General features: G+C 66.3%; 20 protein-coding genes. 1 reads left to right on the top strand and 19 read right to left on the bottom strand.

Features of this window, described 5'->3' with window-relative positions; all coding sequences use genetic code 11:
* Nucleotides 1-21: 21 nt before the first annotated feature.
* From ACN20X_RS16205 to ACN20X_RS16140, 14 genes are all read right to left on the bottom strand, one after another.
* Nucleotides 22-441: a tail fiber assembly protein gene (locus ACN20X_RS16205; protein ID WP_473209604.1), complete on the bottom strand. Its 420-nt coding sequence runs from the start codon at nucleotides 439-441 to the stop codon at nucleotides 22-24.
* Nucleotides 438-2,354, bottom strand: a complete 1,917-nt coding sequence (locus tag ACN20X_RS16200) for a phage tail tip fiber protein (RefSeq protein ID WP_473209603.1) — start codon at nucleotides 2,352-2,354, stop codon at nucleotides 438-440. Before ACN20X_RS16200 ends, ACN20X_RS16205 begins: the two co-directional genes overlap by 4 nt.
* On the bottom strand, nucleotides 2,351-4,930 hold the full coding sequence (locus ACN20X_RS16195) for a hypothetical protein (protein WP_473209602.1): 2,580 nt from the start codon (nucleotides 4,928-4,930) through the stop codon (nucleotides 2,351-2,353). Before ACN20X_RS16195 ends, ACN20X_RS16200 begins: the two co-directional genes overlap by 4 nt.
* Before the next feature lie 42 nt (nucleotides 4,931-4,972).
* Complete coding sequence (locus ACN20X_RS16190; RefSeq protein WP_473209601.1) at nucleotides 4,973-5,410, bottom strand: hypothetical protein; 438 nt, start codon at nucleotides 5,408-5,410, stop codon at nucleotides 4,973-4,975.
* A complete protein-coding gene (locus ACN20X_RS16185; protein ID WP_473209600.1) occupies nucleotides 5,407-7,251 on the bottom strand; it encodes a hypothetical protein in 1,845 nt (614 codons plus the stop codon). Before ACN20X_RS16185 ends, ACN20X_RS16190 begins: the two co-directional genes overlap by 4 nt.
* Nucleotides 7,252-7,253: 2 nt before the next feature.
* Nucleotides 7,254-8,300: a phage fiber-tail adaptor protein gene (locus ACN20X_RS16180; RefSeq protein ID WP_473209599.1), complete on the bottom strand. Its 1,047-nt coding sequence runs from the start codon at nucleotides 8,298-8,300 to the stop codon at nucleotides 7,254-7,256.
* A 3-nt stretch (nucleotides 8,301-8,303) separates the two neighbouring features.
* Complete coding sequence (locus ACN20X_RS16175; protein WP_272206426.1) at nucleotides 8,304-8,720, bottom strand: phage tail fiber protein; 417 nt, start codon at nucleotides 8,718-8,720, stop codon at nucleotides 8,304-8,306.
* Nucleotides 8,721-8,789: 69 nt separating this feature from the next.
* Nucleotides 8,790-9,422: a phage adaptor protein gene (locus ACN20X_RS16170; RefSeq protein ID WP_043793181.1), complete on the bottom strand. Its 633-nt coding sequence runs from the start codon at nucleotides 9,420-9,422 to the stop codon at nucleotides 8,790-8,792.
* Nucleotides 9,413-10,030, bottom strand: a complete 618-nt coding sequence (locus ACN20X_RS16165) for a hypothetical protein (RefSeq protein ID WP_473209598.1) — start codon at nucleotides 10,028-10,030, stop codon at nucleotides 9,413-9,415. The genes ACN20X_RS16170 and ACN20X_RS16165 overlap by 10 nt, the downstream gene beginning before the upstream one ends.
* Nucleotides 10,031-10,037: 7 nt before the next feature.
* The gene (locus ACN20X_RS16160; protein ID WP_267178325.1) at nucleotides 10,038-10,421 is read right to left on the bottom strand and encodes a hypothetical protein; all 384 of its coding nucleotides are present in this window, start codon (nucleotides 10,419-10,421) and stop codon (nucleotides 10,038-10,040) included.
* Nucleotides 10,422-10,510: 89 nt separating this feature from the next.
* Nucleotides 10,511-10,960: a hypothetical protein gene (locus tag ACN20X_RS16155; RefSeq protein WP_473209597.1), complete on the bottom strand. Its 450-nt coding sequence runs from the start codon at nucleotides 10,958-10,960 to the stop codon at nucleotides 10,511-10,513.
* Between the two features lie 26 nt (nucleotides 10,961-10,986).
* Complete coding sequence (locus ACN20X_RS16150; RefSeq protein WP_209803153.1) at nucleotides 10,987-12,102, bottom strand: N4-gp56 family major capsid protein; 1,116 nt, start codon at nucleotides 12,100-12,102, stop codon at nucleotides 10,987-10,989.
* A 60-nt stretch (nucleotides 12,103-12,162) separates the two neighbouring features.
* Nucleotides 12,163-12,369: a hypothetical protein gene (locus tag ACN20X_RS16145; RefSeq protein ID WP_473209596.1), complete on the bottom strand. Its 207-nt coding sequence runs from the start codon at nucleotides 12,367-12,369 to the stop codon at nucleotides 12,163-12,165.
* Nucleotides 12,370-12,377: 8 nt separating this feature from the next.
* Entirely contained in the window at nucleotides 12,378-13,349 is a 972-nt protein-coding gene (locus ACN20X_RS16140) for a hypothetical protein (RefSeq protein WP_473209595.1), read from the bottom strand.
* A 288-nt stretch (nucleotides 13,350-13,637) separates the two neighbouring features.
* On the opposite strand from ACN20X_RS16140, the gene ACN20X_RS16135 reads away from it, so the two are divergent.
* Nucleotides 13,638-14,867, top strand: a complete 1,230-nt coding sequence (locus tag ACN20X_RS16135; RefSeq protein ID WP_473209594.1) for a DUF4382 domain-containing protein — start codon at nucleotides 13,638-13,640, stop codon at nucleotides 14,865-14,867.
* Nucleotides 14,868-15,344: 477 nt separating this feature from the next.
* Here ACN20X_RS16135 and ACN20X_RS16130 read toward each other — a convergent pair whose 3' ends face one another.
* The 5 genes from ACN20X_RS16130 to ACN20X_RS16110 are packed head-to-tail and all read right to left on the bottom strand — an operon-like array spanning nucleotide 15,345 to nucleotide 19,349.
* A complete protein-coding gene (locus ACN20X_RS16130) occupies nucleotides 15,345-15,839 on the bottom strand; it encodes a hypothetical protein (RefSeq protein ID WP_473209593.1) in 495 nt (164 codons plus the stop codon).
* On the bottom strand, nucleotides 15,836-16,432 hold the full coding sequence (locus ACN20X_RS16125) for a glycoside hydrolase family protein (RefSeq protein WP_473209592.1): 597 nt from the start codon (nucleotides 16,430-16,432) through the stop codon (nucleotides 15,836-15,838). The genes ACN20X_RS16130 and ACN20X_RS16125 overlap by 4 nt, the downstream gene beginning before the upstream one ends.
* Nucleotides 16,414-16,656, bottom strand: coding sequence for a hypothetical protein (locus ACN20X_RS16120; protein ID WP_017406469.1), 243 nt, complete (start codon nucleotides 16,654-16,656; stop codon nucleotides 16,414-16,416). The genes ACN20X_RS16125 and ACN20X_RS16120 overlap by 19 nt, the downstream gene beginning before the upstream one ends.
* A 1-nt stretch (nucleotide 16,657) precedes the next feature.
* Nucleotides 16,658-18,994, bottom strand: coding sequence for a portal protein (locus tag ACN20X_RS16115; protein ID WP_473209591.1), 2,337 nt, complete (start codon nucleotides 18,992-18,994; stop codon nucleotides 16,658-16,660).
* Nucleotides 18,981-19,349 (bottom strand): hypothetical protein, encoded by a 369-nt coding sequence (locus ACN20X_RS16110; RefSeq protein WP_473209590.1) that lies wholly within the window; start codon nucleotides 19,347-19,349, stop codon nucleotides 18,981-18,983. The genes ACN20X_RS16115 and ACN20X_RS16110 overlap by 14 nt, the downstream gene beginning before the upstream one ends.
* Between the last annotated feature and the right edge of the window lie 75 nt (nucleotides 19,350-19,424).

The raw sequence follows: 19,424 nt of genomic DNA, 5'->3' as shown, positions 1-19,424 counted from the left end.
CAGTGGCAGGCTTGGCACGCATCAGACCGGCGGCGTGGGCCAGACAATGGCCACGGGGTCCAACTGGTCGGTGATGTCGCGAAGGGCCTGCCGGTAGGCAAGCCAGGGCGCCGGCATGGGCTCGCCCGTCTCCTGGGCGCGCAGCGTCACCCAGTCACAGGCGGCCAGCCGCCTGTCGCGCTCTGCACGCACTGCGGACCAGGCCTGGTCAAGGTCAAGGGTCCAGCTCCGGCTGGCCACGTCGAAGCGATGGAACGCGCTGGGCGCCGCCGGCACAGCCATCAGGCCCCCGTCCCAATAGAAGGCATTCGGGTCGGGCACGGGATGCGGCACACGGCGAAAGCTGCTGTTCGCCCCTGGCAGATCCTTGAGGTGGCGAAACGGCGCGCTGCCCGAGCGCAGGATGCGGCCGGTGCCATCGATCTGTATAAAGTGGATCATCGGCGGCCTCCCGTGGCAACGATGTTGGAAAGGAAGACCGTGACCGTCTCGCCGGGCCCGGCCGTGGCCACTAGGCGGTACTGCGTCCAGCCTGCGGGCGGGTTGGCGTCGAAACAGCTGTTATGGGCCGAGGTCCGGTAGCCGTTGGGCATCGACGTGCCCGTGTACTGCAGGCCGATTCCGCCCCGGTACAGCGTCAGGCTCAGGCTGCCATTGCTGTTCACTGGCATGGCGTTGACCAGGGCGATGACCACGACGCCGGAGCCACCGTCTGCGTTGTTCACCCATGCAGAGCACAGCTCCACAGACTGCCCGCCTGACAACGTGACCTGGCCGCCCGAGCCGCTGGCCATGGACGTGACCGAGCCGCCCGCGATCTGCAGCGTGCCCACGGCCGCCTGCCCGATATAGGCCGTACCAATGGCCGCCGTGTCCATGAACACGCCGATGTTGTTGGACGTGATGCGCTGCAGCCGGTTGATGAAGTCGCTGGTGTTCATCGTTGTGCCGTCCGGGAACGCCACGGTGTCGCCGATGCGGGCCTTGTCCTTGGTGGCCAGTGGCCCCAGGCCATTGACCTGGGCGGCCTTGAGATTGCGCAGCCATTGCGCATCGAGGCCGTTGGCGTCCAGGATGACGTTGCCGTAGTTGTCGCGCACGGTAAGGCCGCGCGTATCCACCTTGCGCGCCGCCACCGTGCCGTCCACCAGCAGGTCGCCGTTGAGCACGGCGGCCGGGATCAGCCAGGCCGTTCCCATCCAGTGGCGCGTCTGCGTGAAGCCGGCGCCGTTGCTGATGGTCACGGCATCGCCCACGACCAGGTGGTTGGTGTTGGGCGCGCTGCCGCTGTTGCCCAGGGCCTGCCAGACGGCCTGGCGCGCGGTGGCATCGCTCCAGAAGCTGCCGCTGGCGGACAGCAGCACCGAGCCGCGCAGGCCGTCCACGAGCTTCTTGCCCAGGCCGTCGATGCGCATGTTTCCCTTGAGGTAGACGTTGCGCTGCAGGTAGATGCCATCGCCATCGACGCCGAACACCACGTCCTCGGGCCGCGGAGTGCGCATCTGGCCGGCGTTGTAGCTGGGGGAGACGATGGCGAACTTGTCCGCCATGATGATGAATGCGCTGGAAGTCTTGCCGTTGACCTCCTCGGCCGCGATGCCGTAGCCGGCAAGGGCCCCGCCCGCTTGCACTTTAAGCGTGTACTGCGCGCGCAGCCCCTCGCTGTAGCCGGCCAGCACCGTCATCTCCTGCTCCAGCATGGCGCGGCCCGGCTTGCCGTCCTGGTAGTAGTTGCCCAGGGAGGCCTGCAGCTGCAGCACGTTGGTGGCCATGGCCCGCTGGCCGTCCGCGAACGCCGCCTGTGTGGCGCGCAGGCCTGCGCTCGCGTTGCGCAGGCTGGCAGTGACCTCGCGCACGGCCATGGCCAGGCTGCGCTCGTTGGTCTGCACCACGGTCTGCAGCTCGCGCACCTCGGCGCCGCGCTTGGCCGCCTCGTCGGCGATGGAGCGCAGCAGCTCGTCGCGGATCTCCTGCGCCAGGTGGTCGAAGCGGCTGGGGTCGTCCAGGGTCTTGGCCAGGCTCTTGAACAGGCGCGACTCGATGATCTCCTTGGCAAAGCGGTCCACCGCCACGATGGCGGACAGGCCGCCGCCCAGGTCGATGACCGTTTCGCCCTCGCCGGGCGTCTTGTCGGTGGCCAGCAGCTGGGTGACGCCCTGCACCGAGCCCTGCAGGGCCATCAGCTCGCGCAGGGTGACGCCGCGCTCGAACTCGTTGCCCCGGGCGCCGGAGCGCACTTCCAGGTGCTCGGTCACGGCCTGCATCCAGTTGGACAGGGCCTTGTCCTGGACGTTGACCCTGGCCAGGGCCGGCAGGCGGGCAGCGCCCGTGTCGATCTTCTTGCGGTTGGTCATACGCTGCGCAGCTCCTCTGTGGTCGAGCACAGCACCACGCTGGTGACGCGGGCCGCGCCCTCGATCTCCACCTGGTGCTCCAGCCAGCGCCCGGGCGGCAGGCGCTGCGGCTGCAGGTCGGTGAACTGGGCCGTGTGCTGCAGCTGGCCGTCGCCCCACAGGCGCAGGGTGATCGGGTGCTGGGCGTCCTGCAGGCCGTAGACCTTGGCCCAGGCCAGCGGCAGCTGCTGGCCCTGGGTGGCCAGGCCTGTGCGCCAGCGCGCCGTGCGCAGGGCATCGCCCGTGAAGCATTCCAGGATGTCCTGGCCGCGCGCCACGTACATGAGGTCGTTGAAGCGGTCCACCCAAACCGCCGTCACACCCGCGCTGCCCAGGTCGGTATGGCCGAGCTTGGCCCCGTCCTGCGCGCTGAACGCCAGGCAGCCGCCGCCCGCGCCGGCGTAGAACAGGTAGTAGACGCCCTCGTGCTCGGCCGCGAACATGCTGGAGGGCTGCATGCGTTGCCAGTCCTGGCGCGCGATCAGCTGCCGCGTGACGACCTGCACGCCGCCCGGGCTGGCCAGGCACAGGCCATCGGGCGAGGCATAGAGCACGCCGCCCTGCACGGGCACGATGGAGCGGCGCGCGCTGCAGGACTGGTTGCTGTCCAGCTTGATGGCCGACATCTGCGCCGAGTGCGCGCCCGTCACGAAGTACGGATTGCCGGCCGTGCCCACGAACAGGGTCTGGTCGAACACGGCCATGCCCACGATGGGCCATTCGGTCGTGACCTGGTAGTCCACGGGCCAGGCGTAGGGAATGTAGGGCTCGCAGAAGGCCACGGTGTTGTCGATGAAGCCGGCCATGATGCCGTTGGGCATGCCAGTGAGCCCGCGCAGGTAGGGGTTGGCGCCCACGCTGGGCTTGTTGTCGCCCTCGTACTGGCCATCCATGCGGTACGGCGGCGCGGCCCAGGTGAACTGGGGCTGCAGGCTGTCCAGCTCCTCGCCCTTCTTGTCATCGAGGAAGCTGGCCACGGAGATCTGCAGCTCCTGCACCAGCTGCCAGGCCGCCGCTGCGGCCGAGGCGTTGCTGCGGTAGATGCGCCACTTCACGACGTGGCGCGCGGCATGCTGCTCACCCGTCATGGCCTGGGGTCGCTGGATGGTCACGGTGTCGTTCTGGTCCACCTCCAGCATGTCGGAGATGGGCGATGGCTCTGACTCCTCACCCCAGTCGGTCACAAAGGCCACGACATAGAAGCGCGAGTCCACCACGCGCTCCACGGTCTTGCCGGCCAGGTCGGCCACGCCGCCCAGCTGGTCCAGCCAGGTGCCGATCACGGCCGTGTCGCCCGTGGCTGCGATGTACTGGCTGGCCAGCTGGGTCTGGATGCTGGACACCAGAGTGGCGCAGCGCTGCTGGATCTCCACCAAGCGCGCGTTGAAGCTGCTGGCCTGGGCCGAGGCATCCGACTTGCTGTCGGTGTAGGCATCCTGTGCCTTGAAGAAGTTTTCCAGCTTGAGCCGGTACTGCACCCAGTCGGGGTGCTCGATGGCGTTGTTGTCCGCGTCAAAGTGGTACTGGGCCACGCTGGGCTCGGTCGGCTTGGTGGGCGCCGTGCCCGCGCCGGCCCAGGACTTGGACAGGGCCAGGTCCGCGAATTCCTTGAGCAGCTTGTCCAGCTCGCTGCGCCAGTTCGTGCATTTGCTGCCGGGCGCCACCGAGCCCTCCACCAGGTCGGCCAGCTTGGCTGCCTGGTCGGCCGTGAGCACGGTTTCGCCAGAGCGCTCGCCGGCCGTGTCCGGAAACTCGTGCCGCTGCAGCGCCTCCACCAGCGCGGGCCTGCGGAAGGGATAGCTGTACGGCATGGCGGCCACCGGCACGGCCCAGCCGCTGGCCGTGCTGATGGCCCCGAGCCGCGTGGTGTCCATCTCGCAGGCCTTGGCGCGGGCGGCCGAGACCACGGCATAGAGATTCCCAGCCCAGGCGCCGGCCCCCACGGCGGTAGACAGGGACAGCCCGTAGTTGGATGTGGCGCCGGCATAGGCCTTGCCGTTGGCATCCCAGCGGATCGCCTCCTGGTGGCCCTCGTGCTGGATCACCGTGGCCAGCAGGTCGGCCCGCACCAGCTCGGCGAAGTCGCCATACAGCCAGGTCTTGGCCTCTTCGGTCGTGAACTCGTCCACCACCTGCAGCGTGACCGTGGGCTTGACCGGGCGCACCACGCCCAGCGGCCGGTCGTTGCCGCGCACGTCCAGCGCACGCGGCGCCGCGCTGCCGTCGTTGGTGGTCTGGTAGGTGCGCTCGGTGGCCTCGTCGTTGATCTGGCCCTTGACCAGGGACAGCTCCTGCGCCCAGGAGCGGATGGGCGCGGCCGGGTTCTGCACCACGGCTCCGCTGGCGTCTCGCGCAAAGCGGTGCAGCGTGCGGGTGCCGGCCAGGCATGCCGAGTGGCGCCGGTCGGTGGCCAGCGGCCAGAACTCGGAGCTGGGCAGGAAGAGATTGAAATGCTCCCGGGCGAAGTTCGCGCCCAGCGCGCGATCGGACACGCTGGGCGCCTCGCCCGGGAATGCGGACAGCTTGTAGGTGGTCATGCCCGCTACCCTGGCAGGCTTGGCACCAGCGCGGACAGGCCGCTACAGCACGACGGCCGCCGCCGCGATGAACAGCTCATCGAGCTGCTGCTGGCTCAGGCCCAGCGCCACGGCCACACGCGCGAGGAACGGGCTGCTGCGCTCCCAGGTCACGGTGTCGTTCAAAGCGACCTCGGCCAGCAGCTGCTCGTTGGGATCTTCGATGCCGGCCATGAAGGCCTGCACCTGCGGCCACAGACCCGCCTGGATCAGCGCCGCCTTGCCCTGGGCTCGGGTGATGGTAGAGGGCACGGGAACCGGCAGCGGGTCCGCAGGTGATGGTACGTTGCCGGCCGCACACCAGGCCAGGTAGGCCAGATAGTCGGGATTGCGGTTCGGAAACTCGGGCGTGTCGGTAATGGCGATGGTGGACGTAGTGCCATCCACATTTTTGCGAAACACCAGCTTTTCGTGGGAGAGTTGGTAGATCGGTGTTTTCATGAGATTTGGCCGCCCGTTGTCAAAGTTCCAGCGTTCACTCCAGGTACTGCGTTTGCTCCCGCACCGCCCGTGTTGATCGTTGAATTACTTCCGGCAAAGAACTTTGCTCCAGCCCCACCAAGAGTCCCAGTAACAGTCGTATTTGCCCAAGCCACCACCGAATTAGAAGTAGCATTAATGAAATAGCCACTGCAGGAGGCATTTAAAAATATAGTTCTCTGACCAGAGACATATATTCTTCCTGCATATGTAGGATTCAAGGCATAACTGAAAGATCCGCTAATCGTGATGTTTCCAACAAGAATATTAGCACCATTGGCAGAGTAAATTAAAACATATGAAGCCACTCCATTACCGCCAAAGGTGATGTCGTATATATCCAATAAACAATTGTGATCTGCCAATATCAAATATGTATTAATATTCCCTTGTGCAGTAACCAATGAAAGATTCTTAATAGTCACTCGGCAAGCTGCAATCGAAAATGCAGAGGTGCCTGTTACTGCCTCAACGTTCGTAACACCTTGTCCGGAGCCCTCAAAAATAAAATTTCCACCAAAGGCAGAGGATGCACCAACATAGACTCCAGAAAAATTACCTGGACCAATCTTGACTACGGTAGAAACGTTGGCCCTGTCATACAGATTGGCAGCATACACTGCTTGTGCAATGGTTCTGAACGCGCCTCCTGGACTATCTGTCAAGCCACTGTTCGCATCACTGCCATCTGAACGGACATAGAAAGTTAGTCCTGTATAAGCGTACTGCCTGACAGACAGACTTTGCCTAGCCGCCGCTGCTGTTGCCGCACCAGTTCCTCCACTGGAAATGGGTTGCACCCCAAAAGCGCTCTGCAGTCGCCATGGGCCGAATCCCAAAACGCCCATTTTCCGGCGCTCCATCACCGGACTTTCTTCCGTCAGTAGCCGGGTAATTTGATACTGGTAGTTAGGCGAGGTATGCGCCCTCGTTTCCACATAGCACCACATATCCGGACCCCACGGGCTGTTCTTGAAATTGAACCCGTCATAGATCCGGTTCTCATCAGGCAGAAGATTCAAGTCTGAGCCGGCAGGAAGCAAGACGGGCTTCGAGTTCAGCGCATCAGTGATGCCGTAGCCCGTGGTGGTGGTGGGCTTGCCGGTGAGGTTGGCGAACTGCTTGGCAGCGTCGAGCGCTGCCTGCAGCCCGGCCACGGTTTCCATGGCCTGCGTACCCGTGTGCGTGCCCCGGTCCCGCAGTTGCGCGTCGGTCGCGTTCTTGGTGGCACCCGTCGCCACGCCGTTGAGCTTTGCCGCTGCCTCGTCGCTGAAATCGTTGGCGCTCAGGCCCTTGCCTGGCACTTTGTCCACCTTGCCCTGCAGGTCCGACACCAAGGCCATGGGCTGGGCAAACGTGGGGTTCGGGTACTGGCCGGCCAGCACGCCACCGGCCGCGCCGGTCGGTGCACGCGGATTCGACATGCGCTCATCCGTGGTCTGCACCACCTCGCGCATACCCCCGGCCGTCATGCGCATCTCCAGCAGGTCGCCCGAGTTGTAGGCCCGGGGCGCCGTGCCTTCCTGGCCGCGCAGCACCGTCAGGCGGCACTCGCCGATCACCGAGTTGTCCACGGCGGTAACGCGCAGGATCTCGTAATCGGTTTCGAGCGATCCGCTGCGCTTGTAGGCCGTGAGCACGTACCAGCCGCCGGCGGGAGGATTCAGCAGCGTGCCGGCCGCGCCATCGGACACGCGCAGCACGCCGTAGTCCAGCTCGCTGGCCGGGGCACCTGTCTGCGGCGCCGCGCGCACGTCGGCGATGAACTGGGTTTGGAAGTTGTTCAGGAACAGCTGCGGCATTTCTATTTTTCCTTGATGGGCACGATCAGCTCCACCTCCTTGGTGCGGCCGTCGTTCGTCGTGGCGGCCACGCTGATCTGGTACTTCTGGCCGCTCAGGCCGCCCGCGTAGATCCAGACCTTCACGCGCTGGCCCACGAAGGCAAAGGACGGCGGCATGGGCATGGCCGGCTGCACCTTGAGCTGCACGGAAACAATCTCGTCGCCGGGCGGAAACCAGTCGGCGAACTCGATGTCGTAGTCCTGCGTGTCTGCAGGCTGCATGGGGGAAGTGCGGAACATGCTTTGCCCCTGGTCGGTAACGTAGAAGGTGGTCATTCCTGCGGGGACGAGGAAGGTGCGGGATTCGGGCGCCTGCTCATCGAAGGGCAGGCGCTTGTGGACGGCCGGATCGATGTCGATGAAGGCCACGCCCTGGGCCTGCAGCGGCGCGCGCACCAGGCGCTGCCCACGGGCCGTGATCGCAGCCTTGGCCTGGACCAGCGCAGCCAGGCGCGCCTCGACCCGCCCCTGCGTGACGACAAAGGCCTGGCCCTTGCCGTCCACAGGCGAACGCAGCCAGCGGCGCACGTAGATGCGGCCATCGGCTGTGCCACGGGCGGTGGGCGTGGATTGCACGGGGCCACGGCGCAGCAAACGCGCCTGGGGCTTGAAGTTGGCACGCGCGGTCGCGTCCACCCCAATGCGGGCCTGCACGTGCGCCGTGACCGTGGCGCTGGCCCGGGCCTGGGCTGCCACTCGCCCGCGCACGTGCGGCAGCGTGACCTTGACGACGGCGCGGCCCGTGGCTGCCAGCAGGCTGCGCACATGGACCCGGCCCAGCACGCCCTCGACGGCTGCGCGCGCCACGGAATCGGCCGAGAGCTTGGCATGCACGCGGCCCAGAGGGCCGGTCAGCGCAGCAGCTGGTGCCGAGTGGACCACCGCATAGGCGAGCACTCTCCCGCCGGCACGCACACGGGCATAGCCCTTGGCGTCCACGCGGATGCGCACCACGGGATCTGAGGCCCGCCCGTTCAGCGCGAAGCCATTGAGTGCTCCCCGGTTCATGGCTTACAGCAGCTGCAGCGTGAAGTCGCCTGTCAGGGCCTGGCTGTCCACCAGGAACACGTCGTTGATCTGCAGCGTGCGCGGGTTGGGCAGCGGCTCGGAATACATGAGCGTGGCCGTTCCATCGGTGGCCGAGTCACCTTCCATGATTCCGATGTGCGTGACCGTGACCTGGGCGCCCGTGACGGGCGGAAACTCCGCACGCACAGCGTTGTAGGTTGCGCCGTTGTTGGGCGCGGCAAAGGCGCCCGTGGGCACGCGCTGGTACCACGGTGCAGCCACCTCGGTGCCGGCAGTGAAAGCGTCGGTGGGGTCCGCCGTGAACAGGGCGAAGAAGGTGTTGCGGATGGCCGGGAAGGCCTGCTTGCGCAGCGTGGCGCTGATGATCGCGTTGGCGAGGGATGTGCTGAAACCAGCCATGACGGCTCCTATGGCTTCGAGCACTCCAGCGCCCCGATTGAAGATGCCCGCCAGGATGGCAGGCTTGGTTCACTTCTGGGCCACGGCCGTGGTGGCCGCAGCCTGGGCCTGAATGCCCAGCGCCTCGTTGTAGAGGGCACGGTGCGCCGCCGCGATGGTCGCGTTGCCGCCGAACTCGGCATCGATGGACCAGGCCCGGAACAGCACAAAGTGCCGCAGCGCGTCCATCCAGCGCTCAGGAACCGAGGGCGTCCCGTTCTCGTCGGCCAGGTCCACGGCCGCGACACCCACCATGGCGCGCACCTTGGTGCCGGCGGCCACGGGCGGATAGACCAGGAATTCCTGCGGCGTGCCCAGGTCGTGCATGTAGTGCTGGACCTCGCGGCCCGGAGAGCCCGAGCGCCAGGCGCCGGCCACGGCGTCCAGCACCCACAGGTCGGTCTTGGTGATGCGCCGCTGCGTGGCGTTGGCGTTGTTGGTGATGTCGATCAGGGTGAGCACGTCGGCCGGCAACTCCTGCCGCCAGCCGGCGGCCAGCACCAGGTCGCGCGGCTGGGCCATCTGGTCGGGCCGCTGCTCGGCAAAGGCACGCTGCGCGGCGTTGAACCAGTCCAGCAGGTCCTGCCGCGTCCAGCGGATGTGCCCTTTGTCCTGCAGGTCGCGCGCTGCATCGTCCAGCAGCTGGGCCACGGTCAAAGCCATGATGCCCTCCCCCGCGAGCCGCGGCTGGTGTTGGAGCGCCACACGTCGGCCGTGGCGTCATCCATGGCGCGCTGGAAGAACGCCAGGGCCACGCCCGCCTGGTCTGGCTTGTAGTAGTCCGTGCCCTCGGTGGCCAGCAGCTCGGCCTTGGCGCCCTCGCGGATGGCTTCATGGTAGAGCGAGCCCACCTCGTCGGGCACGCTGTTGCCGCGCAGGGACGGCATCAGCGAGGCGTAGACCTGCAGCCGGCCGGCACTGCCCGTGCGCACAGTGAATTCGCGCAGATTCGTCGTGACCAGGTAGAGCTTGCCGCGCAGCTCCTGCTGCCAGGGATCGGCCGGCAGATCGCGCGCCTTGGCCACCTCCAGCGGGCGCCCGGCCAGCGTGGCGCGCTCCAGGCGCAGCAGCTCGGCGCCCTGGGGCAGCTCGAAGGTGTATTCAGCGAAGGCCTCGCCGGTCACGTCCGTAGGCTCCAGCCACTCCTGCCAGGCGCGCGTGGCCTTGAGGAAGGTGCGCGCGGCGCGGTTCAGCGCCAGGTGGATGAGCGGGACCGGCGCCTTGGGGGCGGCCAGGACCAGCTCCGGCATCCAGTTCTCCCAGGAGGCCATGGTGCGATCAGCCGGTCACGTTGGAAGCGCGCGAAGCCTTGCGCACGCGGCCGGTGGGGGCCGAGTCGGATTCCTGGGGCATGCCCGTACCGCCGTCCAGGTCTTCGTCATCGTCCGGGCCCACGCCGGGCGAGAAGGTGCCGCGCGAGGATGGAGCCTTGCCGTCCTGGGCTGCGCGGCGGGCTTCGCGCTCGGCAGACAGGCGCAGGAATTTCTGCTCGGCCTCGAACTCCTCCTCGGTCTGGAAGTTGCGGGCCAGCAGGTGCTTGGCATCTGCCTCGTCCTCAACGTCGCAGGCCAGTGGCTTGCCATTGAAGACATAGGTGGCGCCCTTGAGGCGCACGATCAGGGTTCCGTCCTTGCGTGCGGGCAGCGAAGTGAACAGCTTCATGGTTGTGGTTCTCCGTGATTCAAAAAGCCCCGGCAGCGGACGCCACCGGGGGAAAGCCCCTTGCGGGGCACCCACACATTCGCGCGTTGTCAGGCGTTCGTGTAGATCAGGTCCAGGGCGAAGAGGCCTGCGGCCGTGCCCGCGCCTGTGACCTTGAGGACGATGCGGCGGTCTTCGTCCTTGGGCACCAGCTTGGCAAAGGCTGCGGGCACCAGGTGCACATAACCGCCGGCAGCGCCCGCGTCGTTGTCCGTCACCCAGGCGCCGCCGCCGTCGTCGGCCGCTGTGCTGATGTCGCCGGCTGCATCCGCCAGGCCAATGGAGGCCTTGAAGCCCGCGCCCAGGGCGGCAGGCACGCGGATGAACAGGGACACGGGCAGCGTGCCGGCGGGCAGGATGCCGATGACGCCACGGACGCCGACTGCGTGGTCGGCCACGGCCATGGGCTGGCCGAAGCGCGAGCGCACCAGCTCGGAGCCGCCGGGGGTGATGGGTGCCTGATGGCCTGCGGCCACGGCACTGAGTTGCTTGAAAGCCATGAATGACTCCTTTCGTTCGGTGGGGATCAGCGCGAAGCAGCGGCCGTGTCGATGCCGTAGACGCCGTGGTCCTGCTTCTCGCCCTCGATCTCGAAGACCGACTTCTTGACGCCGAAGATGGACGACGTGGTGATCACGACCTGGTTGCCGTTGTCGCGGGTTTCCTCATGCCAGCCGTAGCGCATGCCCGTGCCCGGCGAGCCAAACGCCATCACGCCGGCCTGCGCACCCATGAACAGCGCACGCGCCGTCTCCAGGTCGCCCGTGGCACCGTGGGTGTTGTGGCGAATCACGTTGCGGTGCGAGTGCAGCACCACGTTGCGGTACATGCCCAGCGCGCTCTTGAACAGCGGCGACTTGAAGCCCACAGCAGCGGCCGCGGCCTTTTGCAGTTCCAGCCAGCCGCCCGTGCCGGTTTCCTTGCGCAGGTCGTCTTCCTGGAAGGTGTGCATGACCATGACGAACACTTCCTCGCCATCGACCACGCAGGGCTGCATGACGGGGATGTTGGTGGCGCCGCCACCCTGGCTGTCCGCCCGAACGCGGGCACGGTCCACCACGGCCAGCGACATCTTGTCGGTGGCATCCAGGTTGGCCACCGCCGTGGCATCGCCGCCGAACAGGTGCTGGTTGGGCGTAGGCGCCGTCAGCGGGTTCTTGGCACGGCCCTGGTAGCCCAGCGGCAGGATGAAGTTGGCATTGATGCCGCGCGAGCCCGACAGGTAGGTGAAAGTCAGTTCGTCCTGGAAGCGGCCCCACCAGTTGGCCTGCTGCTGCTTGGCGCGCATGCGCAGATCGTGCAGCGTGCGCTTGCGCGACATGCGGCCGCCCGTGTTGACGCCGCCGCGCGCCTGGTCGATGTACAGCTCATCGGTGTAGAAACGCTGCCCTTCTTCCTTGCCCTCCAGCACATCGTCGCCCTCGACGGGCGCCATGCGCAGCTCGGCCAGCAGGTCATAGCTGACCAGGTCACCGGCTTCGGATTCCAGATCCGTCAGCAGTTGGATTGGCGTCTTGGCGCCCTGGCCCACGGCCGCGAAGCGCTTGCCGAAGTACGAGGCTTGAGAGACATCGAGAGCCAGGTCGCCGGAAAAGCGCTTGACCGCGCGGGGGCTGTTCACGCCCACCACTGTTTTGCCCATAGGAGTGCTCCTGTGTGGTAGCGAGCACTCCAGCGCCCCGGTTGAAAAATGGTTCAGCCCTCAAGATGGCAGGCTTGGTACGGGCCGCGAGGACGCCGCGATCTTGCGAACGCAGGTATCCGGCGCCGCCGCGATCACCATGCGTGCGGCCTGCCCCTTCTTGTATTCCAGCTGGATGCGCACACCGCCCACCTCCAGCACATCGCCCGTGCGCAGCTCCATGAAGATGCGGCGCATGTCGGGCGCCGATGCAGTTGTCTGTGCCATGGGCTCCTTCACAGCGAACGCAGGTACTGCGCGCGCTTGTCTTCAGACAGGCGGCCCAGCGCGCGCTCGTAGTCCAGGCCGGTGAGCTTGTCCAGCTCGGCGAACTCATCGCTCACGGGATCGGCATCGCCCGCGCCTCCGGGCACGTCGGCCAGGTTGGTGACCACGGCCGAGGCGTCAGGCTTGCGCTGCACATCCGCCGGCTTTTTGGTCGTGGCAATGCCATGCAGGGCCACCACGCGGCGGTGCCCCTCCTCCAGGAACCAGCGCATGGGCTTGTTCTCGTTGCCCGGCGCTGCTCCCAGCGCGCGCACCATGGCGTCCAGGTCCGCCTGCTTGGCCGCGTCCTTGCGGTAGTCCACGATGCCCAGCTCTGCGCTCTTGGCCGCTTCCTCGAAGAAGCCGTTGATGGTGGCAGTCCAGGCCTGGTGCGTGGACTGCTGCTGCATCTCGGCCGACACCGTGGCCCGCGTCTTGATGTCGCGCAGCTGGTCGCGCTCGTCCTGCAGGCGATCCAGCTCCGCGTCCAGCTCGGTCTGCTCCAGCTCGCCCTCGTTGAACTTGGCGCGCGCGGCTGCCACGGCGTCCTTGTTGGCCTTCACCTGGGCGTCGTAGTCGGCGGGCAGCTCTGCACGGTAGCCGGTGGCCTGCTGCGCAGTCTGCGGATTCGGTGCCGGTGCTTCGGTCGGCTGCGTGGCATCGGTGGGTTCTGCGGGCGCTGCAGCAGGAGCGGCTGCAGGCGCTGCAGCGGGCGCAGCGGTGGTTTCAGTGGGCTCGGTGGGCGTGCTGGGCTCGGGCTTGCCCTTGCCCGCGTCGGCGTCGTCACCCTCCTCTTCCTCTTCCACATCCAGGGGGCCGCGCCCCAGGGCAGCCAGCGCTGCAGCGTTGTCTTCCTCGGGATCGTAGTCGTTGTCGTCTGCTTCCATGGCCTCGCGCTCGGCGTCGGACAGCAGGCGCAGGTGGTCGTCGTTCAAGCTCATGTGTGCGTCCTTTCGTGGTTTGGATCACGGCAGGGTGGCAGGCTTGGTACGGGAGCGGCTCCACGCGGACGCATGGACACAGGCAGCGGCCCAGAAGCCGGAACTTGGTGTGAAGGAGGCGCCAAATCTTTGATGTTGCTTTAGAGCGACACGCAAAAGTTTGGTTACCAAAAGTTCGGAACCCAGAAACTTCTCATAGATCGTATGCGCAGCGCCAAGCTACGCGCCGTAACACACCGCTCCAGGGAACTCCTAGCATCGCGCTGTTTACCCACGAGAAGGTGTTGTATGAATAAATCCAGCGAATTTCGGACGTTCAAAGCCCTGGGCTGGGCCGCTCTGGGCCTGATTGCGGCCGGTCTGGCCGCTTGCGGTGGTGGAGGCGGTGACAGTTCGCCCCAACAGGGCACGCTTAAGCTCGCCATGACCGACGCACCGGCCTGCGGCTATGACCACGTGTATGTGACGGTCACCAAGATCCGTGTGCATCAAAGCGCCACGGCGGGTGCCAGCGATGCTGGCTGGAGCGAGTTGGCCATCGCTCCCCAGCGCATCGATTTGCTGAGTCTTACCAATGGAGTGCTGCAGGAACTGGGGTCGCTGCCGCTGCCCGCAGGCAACTATCAGCAGATCCGTCTGGTGCTGGCCGACAATCCTTCTAACCCCACGCCCGCCAAGCCGCTGGCCAATGCACTGGTGCTGTCTGGCTCAGGCGACGAGATTGCCCTGACCACTCCCAGTGGCCAGCAAAGCGGCTTCAAGCTCAAGGCCAACTTCGACGTGACGGGCGGCCAAGTGGCTGACATGGTGCTGGACTTCGACGCCTGCAAATCCATCGTCAAGGCCGGGAATTCGGGCAACTACAACCTCAAGCCTGTTGTCGCTGTAATCAAGCGCCTGACCACGCAAATCGTGGGCTATGTGGATCCGGCGCATGCTTCCAATGTTGTGGTTTCCACGCGCGACCCGGACAACAATTTGCGTGCTACCGTGCCTGAGGCGGCAACCGGCAAATTCGTGCTGGCCTATCTGCCGGAGAACACCAACTACACCGTGGTGGTCGCAGGTCGGGACCTGACCACTGCGGCCGTTACCTCGGTGCCCGTGTCGATCGCTGCTGGCACTACGACGCTTAATGGCCCAACAAGTCCCATCGTCATGGCCGCTTCCGCGTCCGCCTCGGTGGCGGGCACGGTAACCAACACTTCCAACACTGCCTTGACCGACGCTTCCGTGAATGCCCAGCAGGTTCTGAGCACGGGCCAGAAGCTGGATGTGGCCTGGACACTTGTTGATCCTGTCAACGCCACCTACAGTCAGTCCTTGCCGCTGGTCGCGCCTCGCAAGGCCACGTATGCGGCGAATGGTCCGCTGGTGTTCAATTCAGATGCTGCTGTTTCTGGGAAGTACAACATCTTTGGCAGTGCCGCCGGCTACACCGTGCAGAACACACCGCCGGCCGTGACCCTGACGACTGCCAATACCGTCACCACAAAGGATCTGGTCCTGGCGCCCTGAGGCGACCAAGAGGCCAAGTCAGCACGGACATCTCATATTGACTTGGCTGGCGAGATACCAGATAAAGACAACGAAAAAAGAGGAACAGCGATGAAACAACTTTTAGGAATTCTGGCGGTCGTCGGTACCTTGCTTAGCGGATGCGCGGTCTACACGCCTACCGGAGCGGTGGTGGTGGACCCAGGTGCTGGTGGTGCTCGTGGAGGCGGGAATTTCTGTCCACCAGGTCAAGCCAAGAAAGGCAATTGCTGAGAGTTTCAGCCTTCAGTAAAGCCCGCGGATGCGGGCTTTTTCTTTGATTCGCCTTCGCCCTTTGCCGTTGAAGCTGGCACTCGTCGAAACGACTCAACTCAACAGGCAAGTTTGCTCTGAATCAAACGCATAGATCACCATGAAGGACCGCCTACGCGGCTGATAAAACCGCCTATAAGCGGTCGATCGTAGGAGCAATGGCTGCCTGCTTCTGGCTGCAAGCAATCAACGATTTCGCTGAAGTTGGCTATGTATTACGGGCCAGGCCGCGCTGAGGGCTTGGACATCAGACGCGTGCCCTGCAGCTTTTGCTGCCATGTCACCATACGCTGCGCGGCAGTCGCCGTATACGGCGTTGACGGCAGCGGCGTACTCAAGGACGGCAGCGGGGGGAGCGCTGGCAAGTCGGCGGGCGGCATCTGCGGATTGCTCGCGCAGGCTGTCAGAGACACTGCGCAGCTGGTCAAGATCACGGCGCAGCAGCGCCTCGCGGGTTCGGGCAGCATTCAGAGACTCCTGGTAGTTGGTGTTGATGGACTGCTCTGCGCGACGCACTCGGGCGTCGGCCGCGCGCTGGGCTGTGCTGACAGCCAGCTTTTCGCCCACAGCTGCAGCGCGTGCCTCCGCTAGGTCGGCGCCCAGGCGCGCGCCCTGGTAGTTCCAGACCAGGAACGCGGCGAGGCCGGCGGCGGCCAGATGGGTGACGACGCGCACGCTCATTGCTGCGCGTCCATACATGCCGCGTGCCGCGCCTGCTGGCGGGTCCAGACACCGCGGCAAACCTTGTTGCCGGGCGTGCTGCAGTCGAAGCGCCACCGCGTCGGCCGGCCGCCCTCGCCCCACTGGTATGCGCTGTAGCCCTGCAGCGGCTGGGCGCTGGTCATGAAGCGGTAAGCCAGGTAGCCTTTGCAGGCGCCGGCATAGTCACCGGCCCGCGTGCGCGACAGCATCGAGGAGCCGCGCCAGGCCCCGCAGCCGTACTGGCCCGCGAAGTCCACGGCCTGGGCGAATTCGACCGGATGCATCAGCGTGTCGCCCAGCGAATCGCGCACGCAGGCGCCGTACTGCTGCTCCAGCAGGTTGATGGCCAGCTCGCGCGCCCGTTCGCGGGTGATAGGCGGGTCGGCCAGGGTCACGCGCGTGCCGTCCTCGTAGCGCGTGGCGCCGTGGCCGATGGTGGGCACATCGCCGCGCACCGGGATGATGGGCGCGGCGCTGAACCCTTCGGCCGCGATCCAGGACGCCAGGATGGCGGCGCCGATGCCCAGGCCTACGGCCGACACTCGGCCCCCGCTCACGACCGCGCCTCGCATGCTGCGGCCAGCTCCTGCGCCTGACGCGCGCGGCGGTCCTCACGCTCATTGCTCCAGCGCCACAGCAGGTAGATGACCTGCAGCACCACGTAGAGGATGGTCAGGGCCGTAGCCGTGTGGGTCATGGTCCAGCCGTTGGCCACATTGGTGGCCACCACGGTGACGGGCGGCGCGGCTTTGGCGCCCTCCACGGCCGCCGTGCGCACGATGGTTTCTCGATCCATATCAGTCCTTGTTGTCGAATTGGTTCAGCCGGCCCGACATGGCGTCGAGTGTTTGGCGGCTCTGGGCTTGGATCTGGGCCACGCGCTCGCGCGAGTCGGCCTCGATGTGGGCCACCTGCAGGCGCACGTCCTGGTCGCCCTTGATCTGCAGCGTCTTGTTGGCCAGGTCGGCCTGGGTCTTGGCCAGCTTGCGGCGCAGCTCGTCCAGCTCCATGTCGGCATCGCGGCGCACGGTGGCCGCCACGCCCTCCATCTGCTGGGCCAGCGCCGGGTTGCCGCCGGCGGCGCGCAGCTGCTCGGCCTCGGCTTCCAGCTTCTCGGCGCGGGCGTTGATTTCCCGGACCTTGGCCTGCTGCTCGGCCAGCGCCTGGCGCGCGCTCTCCTGCTGCATCTGCAGGGCCTCGGCCTGGGCCTGCATCTGCTGCTGGACCTGCTGCTGCTCCTCGGGCGTGAGGGGCTTGTTGGGGTCGCGCTCGCCGGTGAGCTTGCGCAGCTCGTCGGCCACCAGGTCGTTGTTCGGCAGGTCCGAATACTCCATGGCCAGCGTCATGATGCGGATGGCCACCTCGGGTGGCAGCCGGCCCGCCAGCTGGTTCAGGCTTTCGAACATGACCTGGCGCAGCGTGCCCGAATAGTCCTGCTCGGCCACCACGAAGTCGGCCATGCTGGACGTGATGTCGTTCAGATAGCGCACGCTGCCGTCTGGCTGGATCTCGGGCTGGTTGACCTTCACCCAGTCCAGGCGGCCCTTGTGGCCCGAGAGGCGAATGACCTTCTCCTCCGTGTACCACTGCTCCACCAGGCTCAGCAGCTTCTCGCCCTGGATCTGCACAGCGAAGCGCAGGTTGTCGAAGGGCTGCGTGGTCACGACCGAGCCCTGCAGCTGGCGGGCCTCGATCGCGCGGCCGCTGACGGCATTGGTGCGCCGGCCCAGGTTCTCGTCGCTGATGCCTGCGGACTTCTGGATGGCCTGGCCGTCCAGCGTCATCATCTGCACCTGGCCGGCGGCCATCTCGCTGTCGCGGTGGACCTCGAACTTCTTTCCGGCCTTGTAGATCACCACGCCGTCAGGCTGGTTGACCTCCTCGCGCGCCTCGTTGATGTCATCGAAGGCGCCCTTCTCCGCAAAGATCTGATTCGTGGACAACAGGAACAGCGCCTTGCTGGCCCGCTTGTTCAGGTCCATCTGCAGATCGCGCACGCGGCGCACCACTCCGTAGGGCATGCGGTCGCGGCCGCGCCGGTAGCACCAGATGGGCGTCAGGCTGAAACTGTTGTGGCGCATGGGCGTTGGGCCCAGGGCCAGCAGATGGCCCTCGGTGAAGACCGCGACGTGCATGCGCATGGCGACACGCTCCACGATGGAGCCGCCGTGCGCACCCACCACGGCGCGCAGCGCATGGTCCCAGGGCTCCACGAACGAGCCCTTGAAGGGGCCGGTGGTCACCACCTGGACGGACGCCGGCATGCGGAACTGGCACTCGATCAGACGCACGCGGCGCCGCGCCTCGCTGTCGATGTTGCCGCGCCCGCCGGCCAGGTAGCTGCCGCTGGTGCCGCTGACGTGGCGCTCGCTGGTGTGGCCCTGGAAGAAGAATTCATCCTCGGCCCACTGCTGGGCGCTGAACTCCTCCTCGCGCAACACGGCCCGCTCCAGCACGTCGCGGCGCTGCGGGTACATGGTGATGGCCACGTCGTCATCCACCCAGCGCGTGCGGAAGATGTAGCGCGCATCGCTCAGGTCCGGCTCCATGGCCATCGAGTCCGGGAGCACATTGCGCCAGTCCTCGTACTTGTCGTAGATGATGTCCTTGGTGGGATCGTTGCGCACCCCGGAGTCCACCCAGCCCACGCCCACCTTCACGGCGTCCTCGAAGGCGCGCGAGCGGTTGAAGGTGGTGCGGTTCACGTCGCTGACGTACTTGAGCACCTTGGTTTTCACGTCGGCCAGCTGCACGTCGTCCTCGGCGCGCGGCAGCACGCTCCAGTCCACGCGTGCGCGGCGCTCCGTGCCAATGAGCCAGTCGCACATCACGGCCACCTCGTTGAACACGAGGGGCACCTGGCCGCGCTCCTCCAGCGTGGCCGCGTCGGCCGGGTCCCACTGGTCGCCGTCGTAGTAGTCGGCGTCGATGGACATCTGCAGGCGGTTCTCGGCCTGAATCTCGCGCTCGCGGTAGTACCAGCTCAGGAGCTTGCGCAGGGTCTTGCGGGCCTCGGGCTGGTCCAGCGGGTGCGGCGGCGTCTCCTCGTCGGCGTCGAACTCCAGCGGCACGTCGTTCAGGATGCGCTCGCCCACGCCCGTGCGGCGGTTGAAGCGGGCCTCAAGCTGGGACATATTCCGCCCCCAGGTCCGGGATGGTCAGGGCCTCGGCCGCGATCTCTTTGCCATCGGACTTGACCACCAGGGTGCCGAACTCCTGGCCCGCGCGCTGCCATGTGGGTTCGCTGGGCATGCTCACCAGGTCGGGCAGGCCCTCGTTGACGATGGTGGCCACGCGCACCCAGTTCGGCCGGTTGGGCTCGATGCCCAGCACCTCGCAGGCCTTGACGCAGGCGCGGGCCAGGTAGGCGGGGTCATCGTAGAGATAGGCTGCGCTCTCCATCACCACGTACCACGGGGCTTTGGGGCGATAGGCGGGGATCAGGACCAGCGCGCGCTCGCCGTTGATCCAGGTGTAGACGGCCAGCAAGTCCCCATGCTGGCGGTGAAGGTGCGCTTTGCGCAGGTCGATACATGCAGGCATGCCCGCGAAAGTGGCAGGCTT

It is taken from the genome of Delftia sp. PX-1, from assembly GCF_055797465.1.
This window is presented reverse-complemented; position numbering and strand designations above follow the sequence as displayed.

Bases quoted from the DNA above. Each gene is read 5' to 3' on its own strand.
- ACN20X_RS16205 (WP_473209604.1), bottom strand. From the start codon at position 441: ATGATCCACTTTATACAGATCGATGGCACCGGCCGCATCCTGCGCTCG.
- ACN20X_RS16200 (WP_473209603.1), bottom strand. From the start codon at position 2,354: ATGACCAACCGCAAGAAGATCGACACGGGCGCTGCCCGCCTGCCGGCC.
- ACN20X_RS16195 (WP_473209602.1), bottom strand. From the start codon at position 4,930: ATGACCACCTACAAGCTGTCCGCATTCCCGGGCGAGGCGCCCAGCGTG.
- ACN20X_RS16190 (WP_473209601.1), bottom strand. From the start codon at position 5,410: ATGAAAACACCGATCTACCAACTCTCCCACGAAAAGCTGGTGTTTCGC.
- ACN20X_RS16185 (WP_473209600.1), bottom strand. From the start codon at position 7,251: ATGCCGCAGCTGTTCCTGAACAACTTCCAAACCCAGTTCATCGCCGAC.
- ACN20X_RS16180 (WP_473209599.1), bottom strand. From the start codon at position 8,300: ATGAACCGGGGAGCACTCAATGGCTTCGCGCTGAACGGGCGGGCCTCA.
- ACN20X_RS16175 (WP_272206426.1), bottom strand. From the start codon at position 8,720: ATGGCTGGTTTCAGCACATCCCTCGCCAACGCGATCATCAGCGCCACG.
- ACN20X_RS16170 (WP_043793181.1), bottom strand. From the start codon at position 9,422: ATGGCTTTGACCGTGGCCCAGCTGCTGGACGATGCAGCGCGCGACCTG.
- ACN20X_RS16165 (WP_473209598.1), bottom strand. From the start codon at position 10,030: ATGGCCTCCTGGGAGAACTGGATGCCGGAGCTGGTCCTGGCCGCCCCC.
- ACN20X_RS16160 (WP_267178325.1), bottom strand. From the start codon at position 10,421: ATGAAGCTGTTCACTTCGCTGCCCGCACGCAAGGACGGAACCCTGATC.
- ACN20X_RS16155 (WP_473209597.1), bottom strand. From the start codon at position 10,960: ATGGCTTTCAAGCAACTCAGTGCCGTGGCCGCAGGCCATCAGGCACCC.
- ACN20X_RS16150 (WP_209803153.1), bottom strand. From the start codon at position 12,102: ATGGGCAAAACAGTGGTGGGCGTGAACAGCCCCCGCGCGGTCAAGCGC.
- ACN20X_RS16145 (WP_473209596.1), bottom strand. From the start codon at position 12,369: ATGGCACAGACAACTGCATCGGCGCCCGACATGCGCCGCATCTTCATG.
- ACN20X_RS16140 (WP_473209595.1), bottom strand. From the start codon at position 13,349: ATGAGCTTGAACGACGACCACCTGCGCCTGCTGTCCGACGCCGAGCGC.
- ACN20X_RS16135 (WP_473209594.1), top strand. From the start codon at position 13,638: ATGAATAAATCCAGCGAATTTCGGACGTTCAAAGCCCTGGGCTGGGCC.
- ACN20X_RS16130 (WP_473209593.1), bottom strand. From the start codon at position 15,839: ATGAGCGTGCGCGTCGTCACCCATCTGGCCGCCGCCGGCCTCGCCGCG.
- ACN20X_RS16125 (WP_473209592.1), bottom strand. From the start codon at position 16,432: ATGCGAGGCGCGGTCGTGAGCGGGGGCCGAGTGTCGGCCGTAGGCCTG.
- ACN20X_RS16120 (WP_017406469.1), bottom strand. From the start codon at position 16,656: ATGGATCGAGAAACCATCGTGCGCACGGCGGCCGTGGAGGGCGCCAAA.
- ACN20X_RS16115 (WP_473209591.1), bottom strand. From the start codon at position 18,994: ATGTCCCAGCTTGAGGCCCGCTTCAACCGCCGCACGGGCGTGGGCGAG.